The sequence below is a fragment of the Acinetobacter sp. 16 genome (genome assembly GCF_033439925.1).
Classification (GTDB): domain Bacteria; phylum Pseudomonadota; class Gammaproteobacteria; order Pseudomonadales; family Moraxellaceae; genus Acinetobacter; species Acinetobacter junii.
Map to the genome: position 1 here is coordinate 749,168 of NZ_CP137746.1, position 26,348 is coordinate 775,515.

20 protein-coding genes, 1 rRNA gene and 2 pseudogenes are annotated in these 26,348 nt (G+C 39.6%); 10 read left to right on the top strand and 13 right to left on the bottom strand.

The window, feature by feature from the left end; translation table 11 throughout:
• Positions 1 to 21: 21 nt before the first annotated feature.
• Positions 22 to 270, bottom strand: coding sequence for a hypothetical protein (locus tag R2H34_RS03575; protein ID WP_005403740.1), 249 nt, complete (start codon positions 268 to 270; stop codon positions 22 to 24).
• A 467-nt stretch (positions 271 to 737) separates the two neighbouring features.
• Between R2H34_RS03575 and R2H34_RS03580 the strand changes: the two genes are divergently transcribed.
• A complete protein-coding gene (locus R2H34_RS03580) occupies positions 738 to 1,892 on the top strand; it encodes an IS4 family transposase (RefSeq protein WP_252665822.1) in 1,155 nt (384 codons plus the stop codon).
• Positions 1,893 to 1,940: 48 nt separating this feature from the next.
• On the opposite strand, the gene rho is transcribed toward R2H34_RS03580, so the two are convergent.
• Both rho and trxA read right to left on the bottom strand, forming a co-directional pair.
• A complete protein-coding gene (rho, locus tag R2H34_RS03585; RefSeq protein WP_004955720.1) occupies positions 1,941 to 3,209 on the bottom strand; it encodes a transcription termination factor Rho in 1,269 nt (422 codons plus the stop codon).
• 327 nt (positions 3,210 to 3,536) lie between these two features.
• A complete protein-coding gene (gene trxA / locus R2H34_RS03590) occupies positions 3,537 to 3,863 on the bottom strand; it encodes a thioredoxin (RefSeq protein WP_004906753.1) in 327 nt (108 codons plus the stop codon).
• Between the two features lie 274 nt (positions 3,864 to 4,137).
• Between trxA and ppx the strand changes: the two genes are divergently transcribed.
• Genes ppx through R2H34_RS03615 form a run of 5 tightly spaced genes read left to right on the top strand, consistent with a single transcriptional unit; the run spans position 4,138 to position 9,273 of the window.
• Entirely contained in the window at positions 4,138 to 5,658 is a 1,521-nt protein-coding gene (ppx, locus tag R2H34_RS03595) for an exopolyphosphatase (protein WP_042893041.1), read from the top strand.
• A 33-nt stretch (positions 5,659 to 5,691) separates the two neighbouring features.
• Positions 5,692 to 6,516, top strand: coding sequence for an acetyl-CoA carboxylase carboxyltransferase subunit alpha (locus R2H34_RS03600; protein WP_005403742.1), 825 nt, complete (start codon positions 5,692 to 5,694; stop codon positions 6,514 to 6,516).
• A complete protein-coding gene (gene tilS, locus R2H34_RS03605; RefSeq protein ID WP_080747910.1) occupies positions 6,453 to 7,844 on the top strand; it encodes a tRNA lysidine(34) synthetase TilS in 1,392 nt (463 codons plus the stop codon). The genes R2H34_RS03600 and tilS overlap by 64 nt, the downstream gene beginning before the upstream one ends.
• A gap of 3 nt (positions 7,845 to 7,847) precedes the next feature.
• Positions 7,848 to 8,687 carry a pyrroline-5-carboxylate reductase gene (gene proC, locus R2H34_RS03610; RefSeq protein WP_042893038.1) on the top strand — a complete coding sequence of 280 codons (840 nt, stop codon included), beginning with the start codon at positions 7,848 to 7,850 and terminating at the stop codon, positions 8,685 to 8,687.
• 16 nt (positions 8,688 to 8,703) lie between these two features.
• Positions 8,704 to 9,273, top strand: a complete 570-nt coding sequence (locus tag R2H34_RS03615) for a YggT family protein (protein ID WP_004906765.1) — start codon at positions 8,704 to 8,706, stop codon at positions 9,271 to 9,273.
• Between the two features lie 60 nt (positions 9,274 to 9,333).
• On the opposite strand, the gene polA is transcribed toward R2H34_RS03615, so the two are convergent.
• Together polA and R2H34_RS03625 are read right to left on the bottom strand one after the other, a co-directional pair.
• The gene (gene polA, locus R2H34_RS03620) at positions 9,334 to 12,099 is read right to left on the bottom strand and encodes a DNA polymerase I (protein WP_042893035.1); all 2,766 of its coding nucleotides are present in this window, start codon (positions 12,097 to 12,099) and stop codon (positions 9,334 to 9,336) included.
• A 137-nt stretch (positions 12,100 to 12,236) separates the two neighbouring features.
• Entirely contained in the window at positions 12,237 to 13,265 is a 1,029-nt protein-coding gene (locus tag R2H34_RS03625; RefSeq protein WP_151730688.1) for a transposase, read from the bottom strand.
• A 127-nt stretch (positions 13,266 to 13,392) separates the two neighbouring features.
• On the opposite strand from R2H34_RS03625, the pseudogene R2H34_RS17870 reads away from it, so the two are divergent.
• Positions 13,393 to 13,768, top strand: a pseudogene (locus tag R2H34_RS17870) (DUF2339 domain-containing protein); the annotation flags it as partial.
• Between the two features lie 194 nt (positions 13,769 to 13,962).
• Positions 13,963 to 16,263: pseudogene (locus R2H34_RS03630) on the top strand (DUF2339 domain-containing protein); the annotation flags it as partial.
• Here R2H34_RS03630 and R2H34_RS03635 read toward each other — a convergent pair.
• The gene (locus tag R2H34_RS03635; protein WP_004906771.1) at positions 16,256 to 17,173 is read right to left on the bottom strand and encodes a mechanosensitive ion channel family protein; all 918 of its coding nucleotides are present in this window, start codon (positions 17,171 to 17,173) and stop codon (positions 16,256 to 16,258) included. The pseudogene R2H34_RS03630 and the gene R2H34_RS03635 sit on opposite strands and share 8 nt — an antisense overlap.
• A gap of 9 nt (positions 17,174 to 17,182) precedes the next feature.
• Positions 17,183 to 18,004 (bottom strand): hypothetical protein, encoded by an 822-nt coding sequence (locus R2H34_RS03640; RefSeq protein WP_004906776.1) that lies wholly within the window; start codon positions 18,002 to 18,004, stop codon positions 17,183 to 17,185.
• Between the two features lie 94 nt (positions 18,005 to 18,098).
• Here R2H34_RS03640 and gspE point away from each other — a divergent pair, with 94 nt between their 5' ends.
• The gene (gspE, locus tag R2H34_RS03645) at positions 18,099 to 19,589 is read left to right on the top strand and encodes a type II secretion system ATPase GspE (protein WP_039047757.1); all 1,491 of its coding nucleotides are present in this window, start codon (positions 18,099 to 18,101) and stop codon (positions 19,587 to 19,589) included.
• 58 nt (positions 19,590 to 19,647) lie between these two features.
• Here gspE and R2H34_RS03650 read toward each other — a convergent pair whose 3' ends face one another.
• From R2H34_RS03650 to R2H34_RS03675, 6 genes are all read right to left on the bottom strand, one after another.
• Entirely contained in the window at positions 19,648 to 20,079 is a 432-nt protein-coding gene (locus R2H34_RS03650) for an organic hydroperoxide resistance protein (RefSeq protein ID WP_004906781.1), read from the bottom strand.
• 165 nt (positions 20,080 to 20,244) lie between these two features.
• Positions 20,245 to 20,607, bottom strand: a complete 363-nt coding sequence (locus R2H34_RS03655) for a DUF4951 domain-containing protein (RefSeq protein ID WP_042893031.1) — start codon at positions 20,605 to 20,607, stop codon at positions 20,245 to 20,247.
• Positions 20,608 to 20,782: 175 nt separating this feature from the next.
• The gene (locus tag R2H34_RS03660; RefSeq protein WP_004960636.1) at positions 20,783 to 21,607 is read right to left on the bottom strand and encodes a carbon-nitrogen hydrolase family protein; all 825 of its coding nucleotides are present in this window, start codon (positions 21,605 to 21,607) and stop codon (positions 20,783 to 20,785) included.
• Between the two features lie 23 nt (positions 21,608 to 21,630).
• A complete protein-coding gene (gene gigB, locus R2H34_RS03665; protein ID WP_004906790.1) occupies positions 21,631 to 22,152 on the bottom strand; it encodes an anti-anti-sigma factor GigB in 522 nt (173 codons plus the stop codon).
• Positions 22,153 to 22,254: 102 nt separating this feature from the next.
• On the bottom strand, positions 22,255 to 23,223 hold the full coding sequence (gene gigA / locus R2H34_RS03670; protein ID WP_004960633.1) for an RsbU family protein phosphatase GigA: 969 nt from the start codon (positions 23,221 to 23,223) through the stop codon (positions 22,255 to 22,257).
• Between the two features lie 129 nt (positions 23,224 to 23,352).
• Positions 23,353 to 24,237: a VacJ family lipoprotein gene (locus R2H34_RS03675; RefSeq protein WP_004960630.1), complete on the bottom strand. Its 885-nt coding sequence runs from the start codon at positions 24,235 to 24,237 to the stop codon at positions 23,353 to 23,355.
• Between the two features lie 573 nt (positions 24,238 to 24,810).
• On the opposite strand from R2H34_RS03675, the gene R2H34_RS03680 reads away from it, so the two are divergent.
• A 16S ribosomal RNA gene (locus tag R2H34_RS03680) occupies positions 24,811 to 26,347 on the top strand.
• The last annotated feature ends 1 nt before the right edge of the window (position 26,348 follow it).

Here is a 26,348-nt window from a genome sequence, read left to right on the forward strand (position 1 = left end):
TTTTTATAATCTAAAATTAGATTATTGAGCAGCAGAAGCAGCAACGTCAGAAGCAGCAACGTCAGAAGCAGCAACGTCAGAAGCAGCAACAACAGCGTCAGAAGCAGCAACAGTAGCTTCAGAAGCAGCTTCAGTAGCTTCAGAAGCAGCAGCTACAGCTTCAGAAGCAGCAGCGTTTGCATCAGTAGCAGCTTCTTCTTTCTTAGAGCAACCAACGAAAGCTAAAGTAGTAGCGATAGCAGCAACAACAGCAAATTTTTTGAATAACATGGCATCACTCTCATAAAATTGTGAGATTAAAAAAAACCTTAGTTAGTCTGTTTGTGCTTTTAATATTCCTAAACGCTTTTAGGTAACAACGCAGGGAGCAGCCTAACTGGTCTGTGGCTATCCTATCAAAGCAAACCATGAATTACTACTGTTCTGTCCAACAAAACGACAAAATTTGACAAAAATTGGCTAATTTTTGATAGAAAATAACTATTGATAATTGGTTTTTGATAGGAGTTTTATTACTACAATAGGGTTTTATTTGTTAATTTTTTTAAAATCAAATACTTGAATTTTTATCAAGAAATACATTTTAAATGTAAAAAATATGTAATCTTGTCAACCAATTAAAAAAAGCCACCATTAAGGCACTACTGTCCCATAGTTTGCTTTAAATAAAAAAACCTGAGTCTAAATAGTTAAAATATGAGTGCAAACAAACACTTTAACTATAAAGGACTCAGGTTTTGTCACATCAGAATACCGTATTTCATCAATTACTCAAACCCATTCTAAGACAAGATTTTGAACGTCTGGCTAAACTGCATCACTCTGGGCAAAAATTAAGATCAGCCACCCGCTGGGATCAGTTTGTTGCCATATTGATGTCCCAACTTTCTTGTCGGCAAAGCTTAAGAGACATTCAATCCAATCTCGAATCCCAGCAGGAAAAGCTCTATCATCTTGGCGCGAAGAGAATTGCGCGAAGCACCTTAGCAAGACTCAACGAAGAACAGCCCGCCAGCCTGTATCAGCAATTGTTCACACAGCTGCTTCAGCGCTGTGAAAACTCTAAAACTGCACATAAATTTAGATTCAAAAATCCGCTGTATTCACTAGATGCCAGTCATATTGATCTTTCACTGTCATTGTGCGCATGGGCAAAAGTACATGAATCCAAAGCCAGTATTAAACTCAGTGTTGGCTTAAATCACAGCAATACCATTCCTGAATTTGTAGCGCTTGGGGATGGTATTGAAAATGATATGGTGCAAGGCAGAGCATTTAAATTTCCTGCTGGCAGCATTATCGTCTTTGATAAAGGATATGTTGATTATCAATGGTTTGCTCAGTTGACACTTCAGAACGTCAGCTTTGTAACCCGGCTACGCCCAAAGATGGTTTATCAAGTTAAATCAAGCCGCAGCGTATTAGCGACTAAAGGGATTATTGCGGATGAATGTATTGAATTGAGTAGTGCGCATGCCAAGAAAAGAGGCGCACCTAAATTATTAAGACGTATAGAGTTTTATGATACAGATAAGAAAAGAACATTCGAATTTCTGAGCAACAACTTTCATCTGGCAGCATCCACCATTGCTGCAATTTATAAAGACCGCTGGAAGATTGAGTTATTCTTTAAAGCCATCAAGCAGAATTTAAAACTGAAGTCATTTCTAGGTCGAAGCCGCAATGCGATACAAACGCAAATATGGATTGCATTAATTGCCTATTTGCTGGTGAACTTCGCTAAACACATGGCACAAGAAGGATGGAGTGTTCAGCGTTTACTGAGAATTATTCAGGTCAATTTATTTGAAAGGAAACTTTTAAGGTCACTCTTTGTGCCTGATAAAAAATGGCGAAAACAAGAAGAACCTCAATTGAGGTTCTTCTTGTGATATTTGTGGGACAGCAGTGACCATTAAGGTGGCTTTTTTATGTTGCCGTTATGTTGATGCTTTGCGTTTCATTTGATCAAAGAAATCATCATTCGTCTTGGTTTCTTTCATTCGATCTAATAAAAATTCCATTGCGGCAAGCTCATCCATCGGATGTAATAATTTGCGTAGAATCCAGACTTTACGTAAGTTTTCTTCACCCATTAAGCGCTCTTCGCGACGAGTACCTGATTTCTTGATGTTCATTGCAGGGAATACACGTTTCTCTGCAATACGGCGATCAAGCGTAATCTCTTGGTTACCTGTACCTTTGAATTCTTCGTAAATGACATCATCCATCTTACTACCTGTTTCGATTAATGCGGTCGAAATGATTGTAAGTGAGCCACCTTCTTCAATATTACGTGCAGCACCAAAGAAGCGTTTTGGGCGTTCTAATGCATGAGCATCTACACCACCTGTAAGTACCTTGCCAGATGAAGGAATGACAGTATTATAAGCACGTGCAAGACGAGTAATTGAGTCAAGCAGAATCACAACATCCTTTTTATGCTCAACTAGACGTTTTGCTTTCTCAATCACCATTTCCGCAACTTGTACGTGACGAGCTGGTGCTTCATCGAAGGTCGAGGCAACCACTTCACCACGTACTGTACGTTCCATTTCCGTTACTTCTTCGGGACGTTCGTCAATAAGAAGAACAATCAGAAATACTTCTGGATTATTACGGACGATTGATTGAGCAATGTTTTGCAATAACATTGTTTTACCTGCTTTAGGCGGTGCAACAATGATTGAACGTTGGCCCTTACCAATTGGTGCTACTAAATCTACTACACGTGCAGTGAGATCTTCAGTTGTACCATTGCCTAGCTCCATAACGAGTTGTTCAGTTGGGAACAATGGGGTGAGGTTTTCGAATAAAATCTTATTACGCGAATTTTCTGGTGTGTCGTAGTTAATTTGATTTACTTTTAATAAAGCAAAATAACGTTCACCTTCTTTAGGTGGACGAATTGTACCTGTAATGGTGTCACCAGTTCGAAGGTTAAAACGACGGATTTGTGATGGGCTCACATAAATATCATCTGGTCCAGCTAAATATGAACCAGCGGCTGAGCGAAGGAAACCAAAGCCATCAGAAAGGATTTCAAGAACACCATCACCAAAGATTTCTTCGCCATTCATGGCATGGCGCTTTAAAATGGCAAAAATAATATCTTGTTTACGGTTACGTGCCATGCCTTCAAGGCCCATAAACTCCGCAATTTTAATGAGTTCGCCAATGGGTTTTTTCTTGAGTTCAGTTAAGTTCATAAGTGGTCAGACAGAATGGAATAAGTGGAGGATAATGTTAGGGAAAGAATAAAAAATCGACCGCATACATACGTGCTGATGTAATTGTATTAACACAACCACAATTCAGTAGTCTGGTTCATTGTTTCAGAGAGAAATGTGAAAACAATTGTTATTGCCGAGCGGCGATCTTATGTTTGTGTCTTGTAAGAAGCGCGATGAAGTAGATTCCATTCAAAGCTTCTTGATCCAGTAATATAGGTTAAATCAAGGAAAATGTCAATTTATACGAGGAAATACGCTATTAGACTAATAACGTATTTCAAGTCGGGTTCAATCTAAATAAAGTTAGACGTTTTGATCGATAAATGCAGCAAGTTTTGAGCGAGGAGCTGCGCCAACTTGTTGAGCAACAACTTCACCATTTTTGAACATTAATAGAGCTGGAATATTACGGATATTGTATTTCACAGCTGTTTCTTCACATGCAGTTACGTCGACTTTAACGATTTTTACTTTACCTGCATATTCGTTAGAAAGGTCTTCTAGGACAGGTGCAATTGCTTTACAAGGTGCACACCAACCAGCCCAAAAGTCTACAAGTACAGGAGTTTCAGCATCTAAAACATCTGCTTGGAAGTTTTCATCAGTTGTATTAACAATAGTCGCAGACATAAGGTTGCTCCAAAATTTAGAAATAAAGTGCGAATTCAATCATCATCACGATGAATATTACATTGCTACTTTATTCAATGTAAGGGTTTGTTGCCATTATTCAAGTATCAAAATGAAAAGTCCAATGGATGCTCACGATGTTCACTATCGACTTATGCAATCATTTATGTGTTAAAAAGAGAAAATCTACTGCTTTTATTGCTTAAAATGACTTTAAAATTCTAAGCATGTGAATTACTCTAATGCGTGAATTGAGCATGGGTTTATATGAAGAATGTCTGATTTTCTGATTGATGAAGAATTACTTGCTGCGATTGATATGGGATCGAATAGTTTCCATTTGGCAATTGCTCGTGTAGATCACGGAGAGGTTAAGAAAGTTGCTTCAATGTCAGAAAAGGTTCAGTTGGCCGCTGGACTCGATGAAAATAAAAATTTAACTGAAGCTGCGCAACAGCGTGGTTTGGCTTGTCTAGCTCGATTCGTTGGGCGTTTAAGTTCTGTTCAACCTAATCGTTTAAGAATTGTGGCAACCAATGCGTTACGACAAGCTAAAAATGGTCACGAGTTTATTCAAAAAGCTGCTGAAATTTTACCAAAGCCAATTGAGATTATTGCTGGTCGTGAAGAGGCTCGTCTAATTTATTTAGGTGTTTCTCATACCATGGCAAATGGTGGCAGACGTTTAGTCGTTGACATCGGTGGGGGGTCAACAGAATTTATTATTGGTGAAGAGTTTGAGCCTTTGCATACTGAATCCTTGCAAATGGGTTGCGTTGCCTTTAGTAAGGCATATTTTACAGATGGTGAGATTTCAACAAAAGCCTTTGATAAAGCGGTAGTTGCTGCGCGTAAAGAGCTCTCTGCAATCGCAAATACATATAAATCAGAAGGCTGGGATACAGTAGTCGGTTCAAGTGGTACGATTAAAGCTTGTCGCCAGATTTCTGTGAATCTAGGTTTAAGTGATGAGCAAGAAAATCTGACCCGTGAAGGTTTATATAAGTTAAAAGATCGTTTGTTAAAATTCAAACATGTCTCTGAAATTGATTTTGAAGGACTACGCGAAGATCGTCGAGCAGTTTTGCCAGCTGGTCTAGCAATTTTGTACGCTATTTTTGAAGTGATGAATATTGATAAATTGGCATATTCTGACGGTGCATTACGTGAAGGTGTGATGTATGACCTGTTAGGTCGATTTAAACATGAAGATATTCGTGACCGTAGTGTGCAAGCATTAATGGGACGTTACAACGCTGATCCTAAACAAGCCGAACGTGTAGTGAATACCGCGCAACAATTGTTTGATGGCGTTGCAGGTGCTTTAAATTTAACGACTGAAGACAGTGACTTACTACGTCGTGCAGCTTATTTACATGAAATTGGTTTAGCGATTAGTCATGGTGGTTATCATCGTCATGGTGCATATTTATTGCAGCATTCTGATATCCCTGGTTTCTCTCAAATCGATCAAAATCACCTCTCTCATCTTGTATCGCACCATCGTCGTAAATTACGTGCAGATGCAAAAAATGATGTAATGAAGGTGGGTGGCAGCCATTTACTTTATTTGTGTTTGCTATTACGCCTCGCTGTTTTGCTGAACCATAGTCGTAGTGATCAGATGCTTCCTGCCATTGAACTGAGTGTTGTAAATGGTCAACAATGGCAACTCAGCGTTTCTGGCGATGCTAAACAATGGCCTTTATTGGTTGCTGATTTGCATGATGAGCAAGTGCAGTTTAAGAATTGGGACATTGAGTTAAATATTCAGTCAGACAATTTTGTTGATTAACAATACATCCTTGTTAGGGATTATCTACGACTTATGAAAAATAAAGCGACTCAGTCCAAGGCTTGGGCTACGGTTCAAATTGCGCGACATCCTGAACGCCCGCAATTTCTAGATTATGTTAGTGAAATCTTTACTGAATTTGATGCACTTCACGGTGACCGTTTGTATGGTGATGATGGTGCCATGATCGGTGGTCTTGCTCGTTTTGACGGACAACCCGTAATGGTAGTTGGTCAACATCGTGGACGTAGTACGCGTGAGAAGTTACAACATAACTTTGGTATGTGTAACCCAGAAGGCTATCGTAAATCACAACGTTTGCTAGATATGGCTGAGCGTTTTAATTTACCTGTATTTACCTTTGTCGATACCATGGGTGCTTATCCAGGTGTAGGTGCGGAAGAGCGTGGACAAGCAGAAGCGATTGCAACCAGTTTGGCTCAGCTTTCTGGTTTGAAAGTGCCAGTGATTGCGACTGTACTTGGTGAAGGTGGTTCAGGTGGTGCGCTAGGTATAGGTGTGGCAGATCGAGTAATTATGCTTTCACACAGTATTTATTCTGTAATTTCACCAGAAGGTTGTGCTTCTATTTTATGGAAAACTGCTGATAAAGCAGCTCAAGCGAGTGAAGCCTTAGCTCTGACTGCTGACAAATTGAAAGCGATTGGAATTGTGGAGTATGTTGTGGATGAAGGTGAGGGGGCACATTTGCAACCTGAGAAAGTCATGCATGATTTGAAAGATGTACTCAAACAAGCCTTAGAAGAATTGCAACCGATGGATGCTCAAGCACGATGCGAAGCACGTTATCAACGTTTAATGAAGTTTGGCAGCAGCAATTTAGGCATCGCGTCTTAGCACAAACACAGCATTTTTCTAAAGATACTCAATTCTTAATTGGGTGCAGCGGCGGCATGGATTCCATGCTGTTGTTGTATCTAATGTCCGAAATTTTCCCAAGTCAAACCCGTTCAATTTATGTTGATCATCAGTTGCAATCGAGCAGTACGGAGTGGGGATGTTTAGTTCAGAAACAATCTGAACAATTAAACATTCCTTGTGTGATCCAAAAAGTACATGTCGATGCAGGAAATCTTGAGCAGCAAGCACGTCATGCACGCTATCAAGCCTATATAAAGCATTTAAAAAGCCATGAAATCTTGGTGTTAGCTCATCACCAACAAGACCAAGCTGAAACTCTACTATTGCGTTTATTTTCAGGTGCAGGTGTTAATGGTTTATCCGCTATGCAAGCATATGATGTGCGAAAAGATTTGACGATATGGCGACCTTTTTTAGAGCTCAGCCGACAGCAAATTGAGGAGTGGGCTAAACAAATTGGTTTTGACTATGTTGTCGATCCAACAAATCATGATACTCATTATGATCGGGCATGGTGTCGTGAAGAGTTATGGCCTGTATTAGAAAGGCGCTTCCCAAAAATGCAATCAGCTGTGTCACGAACGAGTTATCTGATGCAAGATGCCGCAGAAATTTTAGATGATGTACTGCAAAGTGATTGGAAATTATGTGCAACTGAGAATGAGCTGGATTTAACTCGCCTGTTGGAATTATCGGATGCACGCAAACGTCAATTGTTGTCCGCTTGGATAAAAGGCAAAGATCAATACCGCCCAAGTTATGAAATGGTCAAACGCCTTCAAGATGAAGTGATTTTTGCTAAGCCTGATGCACAAGCAACTTTACATATTAATTCTTATTATTATGTCCGCTACCAGAAAAAATTGTATCGTCTAACCCATGCAGAGCTGTACGCAGAAAAGCTTTTTCCAATTCAAACTATTATGAATCAATCTTACAACTTGGAACAAATGATTCAAACTGCTTCAGGTAAGTTCAAAATATTGACGCAAGATATAGGTCTTTCCAAACAATTATTAAATAAAGATTTAAAATTGATTAAACGTCAAGGTGGTGAAAAAATTCATCTTTACGGGCGAATCGGGCATTGGCCACTGAAAAAAGCGATTCAAGAAGCACAGATTTTGCCTTGGTTCCGTCATACAATTCAAATATTAGTCGTGGAAAATGTTATGCTTGGGGTTTTTAGCCCTAAAGGGTTTTGGTTGGCTCAATCTGACTATATCGAGCAGGGAGGGTGGCAACCAAGTTTAGTTTCAGATTGTCGAGAAAATTCTCCTCAATCTTTTTCAAATGACGAGTAGGAAATGGCGACAGCATTGAATCAAAACATCTGTTTTATTGGCGGCGGTAACATGGCTCAGGCCTTGATCGGAGGATTACTTTCTCGCGGGCTGCCAACAACACGAATTACAGTTTCAGATCCAGTAGAACAAATTCGTCAAATATTAGAAGAAAAAGGAATTCAAACAACCACAGACAATGTTGAAGCAATTCAAAATGCAGATGTGGTCGTACTGGCGGTTAAGCCTCAAGTGTTAGCTACGGTTTTACAACCTTTAAAAGGTTTGCTATCCGATAAACTGGTTATTTCCATTATTGCAGGCGCAGAAATTCAAACAATTTCAGAGCTGATTGGTGGAAGCCAGCGTATTGTGCGTGTAATGCCAAATACACCTGCTTTAGTAGAAACCGGTGCGCACGGTATTTATGCTTCAGAGGCTGTTAATGCTCAAGATCGTGAGTTAACGAGTCAAATTTTAGCTGCGACAGGTTTGACGATTTGGGTCGATAGCGAAGCTCAAATTGATGCGGTAACAGCGGTATCAGGTTCGGGACCTGCATATTTTTTCTATCTAATGGAAAGTATGATTCGAGCAGGAAAGAATTTGGGCTTAGATGAGAAAGTTGCAACAGCACTAACGTTGCAAACAGCATTGGGTGCAGCCCAAATGGCAATTACCAGCTCTAACTCACCATCAGAATTGCGTAAAAATGTGACATCTCCAAATGGTACGACTCAAGCTGCATTAGAGGTATTTGATCGTGCGCAGATTTCACAAAATATTCAAGCAGCGCTTGCGGCAGCTCAGAAACGTAGTCAAGAGCTTGCACAAGAGTTAAGTGAAAAGACTAAATCAGTTTAAGTAGGATAAGACAAGTATGGGTGCAAGTTCTGCGCTAATTTTTGGTGTTTTGATCAATGTCGCAATTTTATTGGTCTTTTTCCGTTTTTTAATGCAATTGGCAGCGGTTAGCCCTTATAACCCAGTTGTACTTTCAACTGTTAAAGCGACCAAAATTGTAGATATCCTAAGCCGTAGTTTGCCAACCGTAGGCAAAGGGCGCGTCAATTTAGCGGCAATTGCTTTATTGATTGTGCTTTATTTGTTGAAAATTTTCGGGTTGATGTATCTATCAGGGCAGATGCCCCATAGTGCTGTCTATCTTGTAATTACGACATTCGTGACGATGATTCAGGATTTGATTCGTTTCTGTCGCTACTTGATTTTTGCAACGATTATTTTGAGTTGGGTGGTGATGTTTACACAGTCACGCTCACCATATATTGAAGTCATTCAGGAACTCGCAGAACCTTTACTTGCGCCTTTCCGTCGTTTACTACCCAATATGGGGATGATTGATTTGTCACCAATTTTGGCTTTCTTGGCGTTGTATATTGCTGAGATTTTGATGAATGAAGCTGCAAAAGTTCTGTTGACGGGTCTTTGATCGGTTTGAAAATAAAAAAAAGGATTGTGTCAAAACAATCCTTTTTTTTATGCCTACAAATTAGTGTGCGGCATCCCAGTTTAGACCTTGTCCAACTTCCACCACAAAAGGTACGGAAATTTCTAATACAGACTGCATCACATCAGCAATTTGTTTTGAAAGTTCATCTGCAATTGACACATCAGCTTCAAAAACCAATTCATCGTGCACTTGCAGTAAAAGTTTAGCTTGATCTTTAGGCAAAATTTTATCAACGGCAATCATTGCAAGTTTGATGATATCTGCTGCACTTCCTTGTAAGGGGGCATTAATCGCCGCTCGTTCAGCTGCTTGCTTGATCATTTTATTTGTTGCCAAAATATCAGGTGTGTATAGACGACGACCTAAAATGGTTTCTACAAAACCTTGCTCACGAGCAATCTGACGTGTACGTTCCATATAATCCAATACACCTGGATAACGTTGGAAATAACGTGCGATGTAGTTACGTGATTCTTCACGAGTGAAACCAAGTTGGCGGGTTAAGCCAAACTCAGACATACCGTAAAGTAGCCCGAAGTTAACCGCTTTAGCTTGGCGACGTTGATCATTGGTTACGTCTTCAATAGCGATTCCCAATACTTCAGCGGCAGTACGACGATGGACATCCTGACCTTGTTGAAAAGCGTGTACTAAAGCATCATCTTGTGAAAAGTGAGCCATTAAACGCAGTTCAATTTGTGAATAGTCTGCTGCAAGCAGGACACGACCTTCGGGAGCGATAAATGCTTTACGAATTTGGCGACCAATTGGTGTACGAATCGGAATGTTTTGTAGATTAGGATCAGTAGAAGATAAACGTCCCGTCGCAGTTAAAGCTTGATGATAGCTAGTATGTACACGATGGGTTGCATCATGTGATTGCTCAACTAATCGATCAGTATATGTATTTTTGAGTTTTGCTAAGCCGCGATGTTCTAAAATCACTTCCGCTAAAGGATGTTCGATTTTTTCAAGAATACTTTCACTGGTGCTGTATTGTCCTGTGGCAGTTTTCTTACCGCCTTTAATTCCCAACTTATCGAATAGAACCTCTCCGACCTGTTTCGGCGAGGCAATATTAAACGTTTCACCTGCAAGCTCAGTTGCTTGATTCTCTAATGTTTGCATGGTGTCGGAGAATTCTACACTGAGCTGATCTAAGAATTTATGATCAAGCTTGATTCCATCTTCTTCCATCCCTGTCAGTACTCGTGCAACAGGCATCTCAATATTGTGGAGAATATTAACAAGTTCAGGATGGCTTTTTAGTTTTGAAGAAAGTACTTCATACAAACGATAAGTGACGTGTGCATCTTCGGCTGCATAATGTGCTGCAACTTCGAGTTCAATCTGATTAAAGGTTTTTTGCTTAGCGCCTTTACCTGCAATTTGTTCGAAAGTAGTTGTCAGGTGGCTGAGATAAACACGTGCTACATCATCCATACCATGACGAGTTGCAGCAGCATTCAAAACATAGGACGCGAGCATAGTATCGAAGTACCAGCCTTGGATTATGATACCGTGATTGGCAAAGATATGAGCATCATATTTTAAATGATGACCAATTTTCTTGACTTGCTCATTTTCTAAAATTGGTTTGATTTGTGCTAAAACTTGTTCCCGACTGAGTTGTTCAGGAGCACCTTCATAATCATGAGCCAGAGGAACATAGTAGGCTTCATTGGCATCAAATGCGATTGAGAATCCAACCAGTTCAGCCACTCGATAGTCTAAGTTGGTAGTCTCTGTATCAATTGCAAAGTGATCCGCTAGTTGCATACGTTGCAACAATAGCTCCCAGTCAGCTTGCTCTAGTACAGTATGATAAGTTGCTTCACCTAATTGATCATCTTGGCTTGAAAGATTTGCATGATCTTCTATCGCTATAGATTCAGTTTTTTGTTCAGCTTTGACAATACTTTGAGAGGTCTGTTGATAGACAGGCGTATTAGGATTATTAGGATGATCCAAAGATTGTAATTGGTTACGGAACTCAAGTTCTGTGTATAAATGACGAAGTTGTTCGGTGTTCGGTTGACTTAATTTTAGATCATGCCAATCTAAAGCGAGATCGAGGTCACAGACGATACTTGCCAATTGGTGGTCAATTTTAATATTGTCTAAATTATCTTTGATATTCTGACTGAGTTTACCTTTGAGTTGATCCACGTTCGCAATAATATTATTGAGTGAACCATATTCTGTTAATAGTTTTGCCGCAGTCTTTGCGCCTACTCCAGGAACACCCATGATGCCATCGGATGCATCGCCCATGAGCGTAAGATAATCAATAATTTGATGAGGGTGTACGCCAAATTTCTCTAATACACCTGCCTCATCAAGTACACGTTCTTTAAAACTATCTTCAAGTTTGACATGTGGATTAACAAGTTGAGCCATATCTTTATCACCTGTCGAGATTAAGACATGATGACCTTCTGATAATGCTCGTTTTGTTAAGGTCCCAATAATATCATCCGCCTCTGCGCCAGGAAGGCTATATAACGGGATGCCAAGAGCTTTGATTAGGGCATGTAAATAAGGAATTTGTTCAGATAACTCCTCCGGCATGCTTGGACGATCACCTTTATATATGGGTGATAATTTATGGCGGAAAGTTGGTTCTGGAGTATCAAAAATAACAGCCATATGTGTTGGCTGGGTACGACGCATTAATTTCTGAATCGCTGAGATAGCACCACGAATTGCATTAGTATGTAGGCCAGTAGACGTTGTTAATGGCGGTAAAGCGTGAAAAGCACGAAATAGAAAATAAGACCCGTCAACCAAGACAAAAGGTGGCATTGCGCAAATCCTTATTATGAACTGCGAGCTATTTTACGTGAAAAAGCAGTCCATGTCCTTGTTAGGCAGAACGATGATGACGATCTATGTCGTTTAAAAATTGCAGTTATTTGTATGTAAATAGGACTTACGCACTATTATTTATAGATTCTCTGTGGTAGCAGATGATTTTTATCGAGAATAAAGTCATCAATGAAGTTTTTGATCATTGGTCTAAATAATTTCTTCTGCCAACGATATATATTTTCAAAGATCCGCTCAAACTGGTTCTTTTGTATCTCAACGTAGGCCATCAAGGCTGAAAAAATATGATTCAAAATCAGTTTAGATCGTCTTACTTGAAACTTTTCAATATGACAAACCTGTTTAATCACCCGGTGATATTGCTCTATTTTCCAATGACTTGAATGTAATTCATGAAAACCCTCAAAGGACAATAAATCATCTTCATCTTGATGCACAATATAAAACCTCTGCTGTTCTTTTAACTGAGTCTTAAATAATTGTACAAAGCCAAAATCTTTGAGCCAGACTACTTGACCCTGATGGAAATCTGGCAATAAACGCAGTTGAAACCATTGTCCTTTTTCTGGGGAAACCTTACGGTTACAGTCGATACCAAACATAAATCGAATACCATATTTTCTTATGGTTTTTAAATTTCCAGTCGATGAATACCAACTATCACCTGTAATAAATTGAATCTTTGCACCCCAACTGAGTACTTCACTTAACATATCCATAAAGTAATCATTCTTGGTTTTACTTTCAGATTTGTCATAAATTCGGAAATTAATTGGAATATTTTGACCATTTTGATCTGTCGCATACAAGGTAATGAGATTAATACCCTTGACGGATCGGTGGTGTTTGCCTGACCAAAAATAACTAACTAAGTCCATATGTTGACTATATGGTTTATCTAAAACAGTATCATCAATACTGACTATAAGTTTGTTATTATCAATATGTTGAATTGATTCTTGATATAGGTCGTGAGGTGTGTAATCTTCACGCTCTAGAAAGCGATTTACACTATCATGCGAGATATTATAAGTCTCGGCAAGTTGTGTGCAGCTAATAGAGTTCGGTTCTGTCATGAGAAAGCCCATATAAATGGGTAGAGTACAAGTTGCTGTAGAAGCATGTTTAATTTGTCTGATCACAGATACTTTATAAAGTATTTTAGTACTTTTTTGAATCCGTCAATGCGTAAGTCCTAGTAAAAATGACGGTTTATAGACTGATCAAGTAAGATACGATTAATAAAGCTGTAATCATTGATATAAGTCTATGTATAAAAAAGATAAACAGGGAATCGTGATTGTTTTAGTTGTGCTGACAGTACTACTAGCATCAGCGATTGCATTTCAATGGCAAGGCACTACTGTTGCTTCTGCGATTGGTTTAACTGTTGCTATTGTGCACATTCTTTCAGAAATTCACACTCGATTATGTCAACTTGAATATGATGCTCCAAGTTATTTTGCTCAATCAGCTACAATTGGTGCTCAGAAGATCGTGATTTATAGTGCTGCATTAGTCGCACTTTTTGCCTATGCAAATACATGGATGTGGTTGGCAGGCGGTGCATTGTTAGTGTTGTTACTTTGTCTTATTCAGACGATCAGTAGCTTTCAAACGCGGTTATTGCATTTAGAACAATATGGAAAAACAGACGTCCAAAATGATTTAAATAGTGTTTCTGCTCATATCAACCAAGCTAATCAATTATCAACACCTAATCATTCTGTCTCTGAAAGTCAGGTGCAACATCCAGCTACATGGATGCAAGCAGAATCTTCATCATCAAACGAATACTCATTAACTCAGCCATCTCAGAAGCAATTATCGACATCATCTCAAACTGCATGGTGGCAACCTATCTTGCAATGGATGATTCATGGCAATCCGATTTTACGAATTGCTGTCGCTGTATTGATGGTTGGCGTCGTATTATTATTACGTTTCGCAAGTGAGCATTGGCAGTTAAGCTTAGGTGTAAAGCTTAGTTTTATTGCCCTTACAGGTACTGTGATCACAATCGCAGGATACTGGTTGCAACGAAAAAATCAGCTTTTTGCTGTTGCTTTGCAGGGCGTCGGTCTTGCTATTGTGTTCCTCACATTAATTTTCTCACATCACTTTGCAGTGATTGCGAGTTTGAAAACAGCCAGTTTATTCTTTGTAATTTTATTATCAGTCACTGTTTATCTGAGTTTAAAACAACAGGCATTATATTTGGCCATGCTAGCGCTGACGATGGCTTATATTGCACCACTTGTCATACCTCAATCACATCCTGACGTGATTTTCTTATTTGGCTATTATTTTGTGATTAACCTTGCTGTTGCAGCCGTTAACTTTATTCAACCTTGGAAAATTCTGCATCAGATTGCCTTTTTTGCCACGCTCTTTATTGGCGGGGCTATGATTGGGCTTTATGGAGAGACTCAACAGTTCGACACCTTAGATATAATTTTATGGTTGCATATCGGTTTGTTTATTTGGCTAAGTATTCGTTATAGCCAATTGATGCTGCGGGTACGTGATGAGGATTTATCAATAGAGAATAAAGCGAATCAAAAGGAACAGCGATTTCAACCAATTTTAGATGTAGGTTTGATTTTTAGTGTTCCTGTATTGGGTTTCTCTCTACATGCTTATCTGATGCACAACTCTACTCAAGCACTGACTTGGGGTGCAGTTGCACTTGCGATTATTTATGGTGCTTTAAATATTTGGATTAAACAAAGGCATCCGCAGCTTTCTATTTTGGCTAAAAGCTTCTTTATTCTTGCAGTGGTATTTACTGCTTTGATATTTCCATTGGCAAAAGGGGCACATTGGACATCAACAGGTTGGGTCATTCAAGGAACAGCGTTAATCGTTTGGGGAGTGACCGAGCGTTATCGTCTTAGTCGATATATCGGGGTTGCCTTAGTACTATTAAGTTCTGTGGCACTTATTTTCCAAGTTTGGTCAAATGATGACTTCCCAATTTTGAGTACAGTGATTTTTGCACTTGCGCAATTCATATCAGCTTTTTATTTATTGCACTATCAAGAGGTCGAAAAATATTTTAGTGCGCGGATGCTAAGCGGTATTTTTTTAGCACTTGGCATGTATGCAGGAGCAGTTGCGGCGATAGAGTTTATGCATTGGCAAAATCAAGGCATGAATCCTTATTTGGCAATCGCAGCCGTTTTGTTGTTGTTATTTAGTTTTATGGTTCAGCTTAAGTCCAAAATCGAATGGGTTAATGTACAACTTATCTTGATCAGTGGATTACTTTTCTTAATTTATGGCGTAAGTTTTGCGGAGAATGTTTACTCCACAGGTGATTGGTTTACACCTCTAAGCCAATTTAGCGCCCTGACGACTACACTTGCACTGACTATTTTGCTCATCAAGATGAGATCTTTTTCTTCATCGCTATATTGTTTGATCTGGTCTGCTTTGCTTTGGTTAAGTTTAGCGGGTATTGGTATTACACTTTTCCCAAATATTGCTGTTATTGCATTGGCTGTTTTTCCTGCAATATACGCTGGCTGGTTATTTTTATCAAAAAACATGCTTTTATTGGATCAAAAACCAGTGTGGGGGCTAACCTTATTTTGGTTACTGTTAATTTGTTTAGATCCATATTCTGCAACTCAGTTTTATGTGCTTCCTTTATTTAACTTAACTGATTTTCTCTCTTTACTAATGTTTATTGGTTTGATCTGGGTGATTTATCATCATCATTTTGACGATGAGCATTCAGTAGAATGGGGATTCAAAGTCTCAACGATTTTAGTCGGTTTACTTGTATTAAGTAGCATCGTTGTACGCGCTATGCATCATTATGTTGGAACACCATTATGGGGGATAGAAATCTGGCGGAATGGCAATGTACAACTAAGTTTGACCTTATTATGGGTGATTTTAGCTTTTATTCTTATGACCTTTTCAAGCCGTCGTCATATTCGACAAATTTGGTTTGTTGGGGCTGCGTTGTTGGGGATCGTTGTGTTTAAGTTATTGTTATTAGATTTATCGCAAAGTGGTACTTTGACACGTGTTATTTCGTTTATTGGTTCAGGTGCAGTCATGCTTGTAATTGCATATCTTGCACCTTTACCACCTGCCCAAGAACAGTCTAAAGAATCTTCATCTATCTAACTTTATCTTCTTTTTTGAGCTCTTTTTGATGGGCATATTGATCGACCTCATCATCTTCTAAAGGGATGGGGCGATCAATTAAACCCATTTTAGGTACAGGGATTTCAATTTCATTTTCAAGGAAACCATTACGAACCCTTTCTTGCATTTCATCTCGGACTTTTAATGCATTTTCCTGACGACACCATACCGCAAACAACAGCTCAATTGAGGATTCACGAAATGCAGTTACTGTTACGGTTGGTTTAGGATCATCCATAACCAGTGGATATTTAGATGCAACATCCAATAGTACCTGTCTTACTTTGATAATGTCTTCGTGAAAATTAATCGCTAAGGTAATCGGAATACGCCGTATCGGGTATTTGGATAAATTCATGACAGGGGTGCGAATGAGCTGCTCATTTGGAAGCCGAATGTAAACATTGTCGAGCGTCAGAAGTTTGACCGATAAAAGATCGATAGAGATCACTTCACCTTCAATGGTTTGTCCTCGAATCAACGTAATCTGTATTGTATCGCCGACTTCAAAAGAACCTTCACCGATTAAGAAGAGCCCGCTGATTAAGTTTGTAGCTGAGGTTTGAGAAGCGAAACCCAGAGCAACAGTTAGTATCCCTGCTGCACCCAAGAAGACACTGAGTTTAAATCCAGCTTCTCTTAAACTGGTCATGATGAAGAGTAGGAAAATAAAGTAAAAAATACCTCTTCGCCATAATAATCGTTGATGTGCGTTAAACCGACTACCAATAGTGCGAATAAAGGTATTAGAAACTAGACGTGCAATGACAAAGCCGATTAAACATAAAATTAGGGCTACAGCAATTTCACTTAGTCTTTCAAAATTAATATTAGTAAATATGCTGGTGAAGCTAGATGCGACATCTTTTGGAATATTGGTATCAGCCATAGCAACTCCTTAAAAGAATGAATCAAACATATTAAATAAGTTGCTTCCAGGCGCACGAGGAGGATGTACGTATATGACTTCACCTGCCTGAGTTGGTGTTTTGTTTTCGATACGAATACGTGCAGGATGTTCTGAACCTTCGTAATACACCTTGATTTGAGACGTCCAGAGACGACCTGTACCTTCACTATAGAATAAAGGTAGGGCAGGAACAGGGACATTCATACGATCAAATCGCAGTTGATGCTGACTTGTATTATGAAACTCGATAGGTGTAACAGCTCTAAAGGCACGTGGCTTTAATAGATTTAGGTCAGTTCGTCCATCTACAGATGTTGCATAACAAATTTCACCATGCTGAGGATCTTTACCAAACCATGTGTCTTTCGGCTGAATCACAGGAATATCAAACAAAGGTTCACTTAAACCATCTACTAAGCCTGCAATCCATAACGGAGTGCTGATATACAGCGTTCCGCGTTGACCAGCAGGAATATAAATCGGATCAACAGGTTTAATAACAACAGAGCGATCTGCCAAACGTGGCATTAAATGAAATGAGCTATTGGTTTTATGAAACATATAGCGTTCAATTTTTGCAGGTTGAGGCATTGCAAATTCTGTATCAGACAAAACATGCCATTGTTGCTCGTAATCATGCTGACATTGTGGTCGATGATATTCTAAACGCCATTCTTTGATGCCTCTCGTTAGGCGAAAGAGCAGTGAACCAAATTGCCAAGCTTTGGCTTGTTGAATTTCAAATTGTTGTTCACCCCACCATCTCAATGTGTCAGAGTGAGGTGCTTTATATGGATTATTTTGAGACAAGGTGCAAAATTCCTTTGTGAGTATGCTAAACAGACTTCACGCTGTAATCTCCTTAGAGTACACTCAACTCTTCCTTTCATCATTATAAATTGTGATGCAAATACTTAAACAAATACAAATTCCATATAGTTTCGCCAAAAGGCATGGCGTTTTATTGCGCTATGAAGGCGATCAAGTTTTTATTGTACGACGCAAGGATACAGCGCGAATTGCATTACAAGAAGCACGTCGAATTTTGGGGAAAGCTGCGCATGATCAATTGTGTACAGATCAAGAGTTTCATGCTCTACTCAGTTCCAGTTATGCAGGTGATACAGGTGAATCTCAGCAAGTTGCCGCTGGTTTAGAGGATCATCCTGATTTATTAAGTTTGGCTGATCAGGTGCCTGAAGCTGAAGATTTGATGGATCAAGAAGATGATGCACCTATTGTTCGTCTGATTAATGCGTTGTTATCCGAAGCGATTCGTGTTGGCGCATCAGATATTCATATTGAGGCATTTGAAAAAAAGTTGTCTGTTCGTTTACGCGTAGATGGTCAATTGCGAGAAATTGTTCAACCACGCCGTGAATTAGCTCCTTTGCTAGTCTCTCGTATTAAAGTTATGGCAAAGTTGGACATTGCTGAAAAACGTATTCCACAAGATGGTCGTATTTCTTTGCGTTTAGCAGGACGTGAGGTCGATGTTCGGGTTTCTACTTTACCGTCATCTCATGGTGAGCGCGTGGTGATGCGTTTACTTGATAAGCAGGCGGGTCGTTTGAACATGACACACCTTGGCTTGATGCAAAATGATTATGAACGTTTAACTCAATTGGTTCATCGTCCACATGGCATCATTTTGGTCACTGGTCCAACGGGTTCAGGTAAAACCACAACTTTATATGCAGCCTTATCTGACTTGAATGATAATACGCGCAATATTTTGACGGCCGAAGATCCAATTGAATACCAACTAGAAGGGATTGGGCAGACACAGGTCAATACGAAAGTTGATATGACATTTGCTCGTGCGCTTAAAGCTATGCTGCGTCAAGATCCTGATGTTGTTATGGTGGGTGAGATTCGTGATCTTGAAACGGCAGAAATTGCGGTACAAGCCTCACTCACAGGTCACCTTGTTTTATCTACGTTACATACCAATACTGCAATTGGTGCGGTAACTCGTTTAAAAGATATGGGGATTGAACCATTCTTGCTTTCAAGTTCATTGATTGGTGTAATTGCACAGCGTTTAGTTCGAACATTATGTCCACATTGCGTAACTTGGCGAAAAGCAGATGATTTTGAACGACAGGTATTTCAGCATCTCAAGGTAGATGAACACATGGAATTACCAGAACCACATGGTTGCGAGAAATGTTCACATGTTGGTTTTAGTGGGCGAACAGCGATTTATGAAATTGTGTCAGTCGATGAGTCGATGCGTCGATTAATTCATGGTAATGCAGCCGAATATGAGTTGGAAAATCATGCTCGCCGTCATGCCGCATCGATTCGTGATGATGGCTTATTAAAAGTCTTGGCTGGTAAAACCACTTTAGAAGAAGTGCTACGTGTTACAAACGAAGCAGCTGAAGAATAATTTTCTATTCTTAATGAAAAACAGCATGATCAATCATGCTGTTTTTTTATTTTATATATCAATTTGTTACGATATTGAAATTCACATCAATATTGTTGCGTGTTGCATTTGAATACGGACATACGATGTGTGCTGCTGCTACAAGTTCCTCAGCCTCAGTTTGATCCATACCGATTAAATAAATATTCAAAGTCACTTCAATACCGAAGCCATTTGGAATCGGGCCAATACCAACTTCACCCTCAATATAAGCATCTGGAGTAATCTTTAATTTATCTCGGTTTGCTACAAACTTCATGGCACCTAAAAAACATGCTGAATAGCCTGCTGCAAAAAGTTGTTCTGGATTGGTCACTTCACCACCAGCACCGCCCATTTCTTTAGGTACGCCTAATTTAACATCTAAAACACCATCAGAAGATGTCGCACGACCATCACGACCACCTGTTGCTTTAGCTTTTGCTCGATAAACTACTTTTTCTAATGACATATTGAATAATCCTAGCTGACACAGTTTGGTATCATTCAATCCTGCATAAATGGATGATGAAAGCAAAGGAGAAAACGGTAAATTTAATGACGGCTTTGGTAAAGAAGTAAAAGACAAAATATAAAATTGAAAAGAGTATCTACCCATCAAATAGATGCAGAAAATCTACCAAAGCTCGATGATTTTTTTCATCAATTTTGCTCTAAAACGTGCGGTTGGATTATTTATATCATTTTGAGATTGTTGTTCATAAAAACTATACCAAGCTTTAATCATATCTTGAGTAACACCTTTCTGTTTGATGATCACGACATCTTCACGCTGGATATTATCTAGTCTTTGTCGAGCACCTTCAGCACCAGTCCCCCAACCAATAATCCAAAGACCAAAGCTATTAAATGATAAATTTGATGGTGTAGGTAAGTGCTGCATGTCATTTGTTACTTCAACAGCATTAGCATAACTTGGTACCACATAAATGAATGTAGTTGCCCCTATAATCAACAAAATAGAAAAAAGTCTAAACATGGATACAGCTTAATTGGTGTTAAGAAAGAATTTTACAATAATCAAACTACATAAATATTATGGTTTGTTTGACTATCCTAAATTATGTTTATTAAATCATGAACCTAGGTGTGGAGGGGAGATAAAGCGTGACTAAAAAATTCAAAAACTAAAATTTCAATAATTAAAGTGAGACTTAGTAGGCAATTATTCTTCGATGTTGCATAAGTGGCATAGATAAGCGAATATTTTCTTGTTCAACTTGATCGAAATCAGCGCTAATTAAACCATGCCCTTCGTAGTCGATTATTTGTAAAAGTTGTCCACGACTATTGGCTATACCCGAATGACCCCATGTTTGACGTTTTTCACCATGCCAACCCTGTTGTGCAGCACCTAATACAAAACATTGACTGTCCATAGCTCGTGCTTGTAGTAACAATTGCCAGTGCATTTGACCTGTTGTGTAAGTAAAAGCAGCAGGAGCAGATAAAATGTTTGCACCTTGTTGGCGTAAGGTTAGTGCGAGTTCTGGAAAGCGAAGATCATAACAAACCATTAAGCCAATATGACCAAAAGGTGTTTTTGCAACAACGACTTGATCACCTGGTTCAAAGAATTTTGATTCTTGATAGCCACCAACAGCATCACCCACTTGAACATCAAACAAATGGATTTTGTCATAACGAGCCTCAGTACCTTCAGGACTAATACATAAGCTTACGGTTCTGACACGTCCATCAGTAATGACTGATCCATCTGGGCGAAAAGGGCACGGTAAAGTGCCAGCGATAATCCATATTTGATATCGGTGTGATAATTGTTCTAAACGTTGCTGAATGGTTTCAAATTGATTTGCAGTTTCACGTTGTTTTCCTGCAGCAAAACAAACAAAGTTTTCAGGAAAAACGATTAATTCGCCACCCTGAGCCTTACTTTGTTGAATTAATGACTCGATGACAAGGAAATTAGATTCAATGTCATCTTGTGAATTCATTTGAGCAACAGAAAGTAAGGTCATAAGTGTGCAGACTTAGTTATCAATTAAGCATTTTGTTGGTGTGTATCAAGATTTAGACAATCTTGCTCTTTTTGCAATTGCTTCACTAATGGTTCAAACATATTTTGATTGTTTTCATTCAAACGCATTAATGTTTTGTGTGCTTCTAATACAGTGTTGAGCATGGCGCTGTGAGTAACATGTTCTTCAGTTAGCTCAAGCGTGCAAACATTAGGATCACCACAGTAATTTAAAATCACAAAGACCTGACCCAAACCCATGCTATTGGCTAGGGTGGTAATATCTGGATTGGTTGACAGCATCACTGCTTGTATATGATGAACTTGTTTGAGTTTTAAGCCCAACTTTGCAAGTACACCTAATACAGTACTATCAATGAACGTTGTTTCAGTTAAATCAACGATTGCACCAACAACATTTTGCTGCTGTTCAATTTTGTTGAGTAATTTGTCTAGACTTATACAAGAATGTGCACGCACTTCGCCAATAAGCTTGAAAATATGCGTTCCGTTCAAACTTGCATATTCAACATGACCTGTTGACATATAAATGCCATTTTCAGAGAAAGGATATAAAATTATCCCATAGTGATATGGTAGACACAAGTGGTTGTATAGTTCTTTGTTTTTAAGTTATTGATAATTAGATTAATTCATTCGGCATATGCTGAGTATAGCGATGTCATCTGCAACGTGTTCAGGAGCTTGGAATGAATTATTCTGAAGATGATCAACCAATTGGTTGAACTGATCATTCAAACCACCATCAAAGGGTTCAAGAGCACCATCTGAACATAAAATAAAACGTGCATCAGGATTTAATTTACAAATGTGTTCTTCAACATCTAAATCCTCCGTGAGTCCCAAAGGGAAACTACTGGTTGTAAGAATTTGAGGTGCTTGATTAGGTTCAAAGATAATTGGAGGTGGATAGTGCCCTGCACTAGACCATGTAATTTCATGAGTTTGTAGATTTAGAATACCTGCCACCATTGTGATATGTTTTTCAATATTCTCTTGAACTAACATTGCATTCAGTTTTTGAATGAGCTGGCGAGGTGTCTTGGAACGACCATGAAAAGCTGCCATCCATGAGGTTAGTAAACTACTTGTGACACCATGACCTGAAACATCAGCTAAATAAAACAGCACTTCATATTCATTGAGTTTCCAATAATCATACCAATCTCCTGATAAATAAGCCGAAGGTTGAAAAAAAGACTCAACCTCATAATTGGGTAGACTTATTGGGTTCGGTAGTAAACGTTTCTGTAATGCTGCTGCTGAAGGAAGATCACGACTATCTTGATTTCGTTTGTATTGCGCATCAATTTTGAATAAAGCATGTATTGGATTTTTGGGTAAATTGTTCCAAATCCAACCAGCTAAAGCACCCATTTCCCAAGCTTGGGCTAATGCAGCACCTTCATCTTCAAATGCTAATACGATCGTTGGGAGCTTCCATTGATATTTCAAAAAGTCCTGCACATCGGCAATTGCAATTATTGTTTGATCATATAAGTCTAAATCATCAACTTGAATGATCTGTAGACTGGGTAGCTCATTCAGAGCTTGATCTAAACAAGGTATTGAGCGCGATGGTTGAATGAAATACATAGATGAATAGCCGATCCTTTGTATGATCATTTTTTAATTCATCATAGATGAAATATGATGGAAAACATAGTATTACTCACATTTAAAATAGAGAGTAATACTTATGTCTATAAATATAGAAATACGAATTTACTGATTATCCGAAGATTCTTCACTATCTTCAGTATCATCTACAAATGATACATCTGCAGAGTCGCTATGTTTTTCAGCAATTTGGAAAGCCTTTCTTTGCAGATAGAAATCTCGAATCATTGCATATTTATCGCCTTTTAAGCTTTCTTCAATATCCAAAACTTGAGCACGAGCATCTATAGCTTGTAACACATTTGTAGACCAATAAATTCCTTGTTGGTCGTCGAGCATATATTTTTGTGGGCGACCATAACGATCGATAGCTAAGCCAAACCCATCACGAAAAGTACTAGGTCCGAAAAAAGGAAGCATTACATAAGGACCAGACGGGACGCCGTAATAGCCTAAAGTCACACCAAAGCTTTCCTCTTCGGTTGGTAATCCTAAACGACGTGCTGGGTCAGAAAAACCTAAGGTTGTTAAAGTATTTAAAGTAAAGCGTCCTAATGTTTTTGCTGCGCGAGATGGACGCCCTTGTATAAGTTGGTTGACGGCATTCCACGGCTCACCGAGGTTTTTGCGAAATTGACGATAAGGACTTCGTACAGGTTCTGGTACTTTTTCAACGTATTGGATAGCTACTGGCTTAAGTACATATCGGTCTAATGTATCGTTGAAGGCAAAGATTTGGCGATTTAATGGTTGTAGAGGATCTTTAACCGCATCAGGTTGCGCTGCATTTGCATTTACCTTCAAATCATCCTTGGTTATTTTTTTTAAATCTTTAATTGCTTGCAGAGTTGATGTTTTTTGTTGTGTATTTAATTGGTTTTCAATTGATTCAGTTACGACTGGGGATTGCTCAGATACATCTTGAGCTATTGCTGTATTAAATGCTCCAGCAGTTAACAACCCAAGCAAGAAAAAATTTGAGTAATGCATATAAGTCCTTAATCGCAGTTAGAGCGAAATTACAGTCATTAAAATGAATGCGCTAATTAAACGCAAAACATAGATAAAGTAAGTACAATTTATTTGTTCTACTATTATTAAAGCAAATTCGATCGAAAAATATAAGAAATATTGTGAATTTGGTTTAAAAATGTTCACTCGAAATAAAATCCTATTGAAGGGTGTTGCATAGGTGTGAGAATACTGTAGAATGCACATCCATCGGCGGTGATGCGGATAAAAACTTGTTGAGAAACAAGGATTTGGCTAAAATGGTTGGATTCTTGGGTTGGTTGATAAGTTTTAAAAATATCTAAATTACCTGTTGACTTTAAAGAAATTTAGAGTAATATAGCCGACCTAGCTTGATGATGACGAATCATCGAGAAGATCATTAAGAGAATAGAAGAACAACTTGTGTGGATTTTTACTGGTTGATCGATCGAAATAATTTTCATTGATTGAATGGTAGAAATTTCTCGAAGTTTATTTGAGCGAATTTTTAGTCAGAAAATTGATGAGCCAGAATTAGCACCTTGTCTTAACTAAGGTGCAAAATGATTTTAACTGAAGAGTTTGATCATGGCTCAGATTGAACGCTGGCGGCAGGCTTAACACATGCAAGTCGAGCGGAGATGAGGTGCTTGCACCTTATCTTAGCGGCGGACGGGTGAGTAATGCTTAGGAATCTGCCTATTAGTGGGGGACAACATTCCGAAAGGAATGCTAATACCGCATACGTCCTACGGGAGAAAGCAGGGGATCTTCGGACCTTGCGCTAATAGATGAGCCTAAGTCGGATTAGCTAGTTGGTGGGGTAAAGGCCTACCAAGGCGACGATCTGTAGCGGGTCTGAGAGGATGATCCGCCACACTGGGACTGAGACACGGTCCAGACTCCTACGGGAGGCAGCAGTGGGGAATATTGGACAATGGGGGGAACCCTGATCCAGCCATGCCGCGTGTGTGAAGAAGGCCTTATGGTTGTAAAGCACTTTAAGCGAGGAGGAGGCTACTGAGACTAATACTCTTGGATAGTGGACGTTACTCGCAGAATAAGCACCGGCTAACTCTGTGCCAGCAGCCGCGGTAATACAGAGGGTGCGAGCGTTAATCGGATTTACTGGGCGTAAAGCGTGCGTAGGCGGCTTTTTAAGTCGGATGTGAAATCCCCGAGCTTAACTTGGGAATTGCATTCGATACTGGGAAGCTAGAGTATGGGAGAGGATGGTAGAATTCCAGGTGTAGCGGTGAAATGCGTAGAGATCTGGAGGAATACCGATGGCGAAGGCAGCCATCTGGCCTAATACTGACGCTGAGGTACGAAAGCATGGGGAGCAAACAGGATTAGATACCCTGGTAGTCCATGCCGTAAACGATGTCTACTAGCCGTTGGGGCCTTTGAGGCTTTAGTGGCGCAGCTAACGCGATAAGTAGACCGCCTGGGGAGTACGGTCGCAAGACTAAAACTCAAATGAATTGACGGGGGCCCGCACAAGCGGTGGAGCATGTGGTTTAATTCGATGCAACGCGAAGAACCTTACCTGGCCTTGACATACTAGAAACTTTCCAGAGATGGATTGGTGCCTTCGGGAATCTAGATACAGGTGCTGCATGGCTGTCGTCAGCTCGTGTCGTGAGATGTTGGGTTAAGTCCCGCAACGAGCGCAACCCTTTTCCTTACTTGCCAGCATTTCGGATGGGAACTTTAAGGATACTGCCAGTGACAAACTGGAGGAAGGCGGGGACGACGTCAAGTCATCATGGCCCTTACGGCCAGGGCTACACACGTGCTACAATGGTCGGTACAAAGGGTTGCTACACAGTGATGTGATGCTAATCTCAAAAAGCCGATCGTAGTCCGGATTGGAGTCTGCAACTCGACTCCATGAAGTCGGAATCGCTAGTAATCGCGGATCAGAATGCCGCGGTGAATACGTTCCCGGGCCTTGTACACACCGCCCGTCACACCATGGGAGTTTGTTGCACCAGAAGTAGGTAGTCTAACCGCAAGGAGGACGCTTACCACGGTGTGGCCGATGACTGGGGTGAAGTCGTAACAAGGTAGCCGTAGGGGAACCTGCGGCTGGATCACCTCCTTAA

Excerpts from the sequence above, each read along its gene's own strand:
- R2H34_RS03600 (WP_005403742.1), top strand. The coding sequence starts at position 5,692 with ATGAAAAATAAAGCGACTCAGTCCAAGGCTTGGGCTACGGTTCAAATT.
- gspE (WP_039047757.1), top strand. The coding sequence starts at position 18,099 with ATGCAAATACTTAAACAAATACAAATTCCATATAGTTTCGCCAAAAGG.
- R2H34_RS03635 (WP_004906771.1), bottom strand. The coding sequence starts at position 17,173 with ATGGCTGATACCAATATTCCAAAAGATGTCGCATCTAGCTTCACCAGC.
- R2H34_RS03655 (WP_042893031.1), bottom strand. The coding sequence starts at position 20,607 with ATGTTTAGACTTTTTTCTATTTTGTTGATTATAGGGGCAACTACATTC.
- R2H34_RS03650 (WP_004906781.1), bottom strand. The coding sequence starts at position 20,079 with ATGTCATTAGAAAAAGTAGTTTATCGAGCAAAAGCTAAAGCAACAGGT.
- R2H34_RS03615 (WP_004906765.1), top strand. The coding sequence starts at position 8,704 with ATGGGTGCAAGTTCTGCGCTAATTTTTGGTGTTTTGATCAATGTCGCA.
- R2H34_RS03675 (WP_004960630.1), bottom strand. The coding sequence starts at position 24,237 with ATGCATTACTCAAATTTTTTCTTGCTTGGGTTGTTAACTGCTGGAGCA.
- R2H34_RS03660 (WP_004960636.1), bottom strand. The coding sequence starts at position 21,607 with ATGACCTTACTTTCTGTTGCTCAAATGAATTCACAAGATGACATTGAA.
- rho (WP_004955720.1), bottom strand. The coding sequence starts at position 3,209 with ATGAACTTAACTGAACTCAAGAAAAAACCCATTGGCGAACTCATTAAA.
- polA (WP_042893035.1), bottom strand. The coding sequence starts at position 12,099 with ATGCCACCTTTTGTCTTGGTTGACGGGTCTTATTTTCTATTTCGTGCT.
- gigA (WP_004960633.1), bottom strand. The coding sequence starts at position 23,223 with ATGTATTTCATTCAACCATCGCGCTCAATACCTTGTTTAGATCAAGCT.
- R2H34_RS03575 (WP_005403740.1), bottom strand. The coding sequence starts at position 270 with ATGTTATTCAAAAAATTTGCTGTTGTTGCTGCTATCGCTACTACTTTA.
- tilS (WP_080747910.1), top strand. The coding sequence starts at position 6,453 with ATGCGAAGCACGTTATCAACGTTTAATGAAGTTTGGCAGCAGCAATTT.
- gigB (WP_004906790.1), bottom strand. The coding sequence starts at position 22,152 with ATGTCAACAGGTCATGTTGAATATGCAAGTTTGAACGGAACGCATATT.
- ppx (WP_042893041.1), top strand. The coding sequence starts at position 4,138 with ATGTCTGATTTTCTGATTGATGAAGAATTACTTGCTGCGATTGATATG.
- trxA (WP_004906753.1), bottom strand. The coding sequence starts at position 3,863 with ATGTCTGCGACTATTGTTAATACAACTGATGAAAACTTCCAAGCAGAT.
- proC (WP_042893038.1), top strand. The coding sequence starts at position 7,848 with ATGGCGACAGCATTGAATCAAAACATCTGTTTTATTGGCGGCGGTAAC.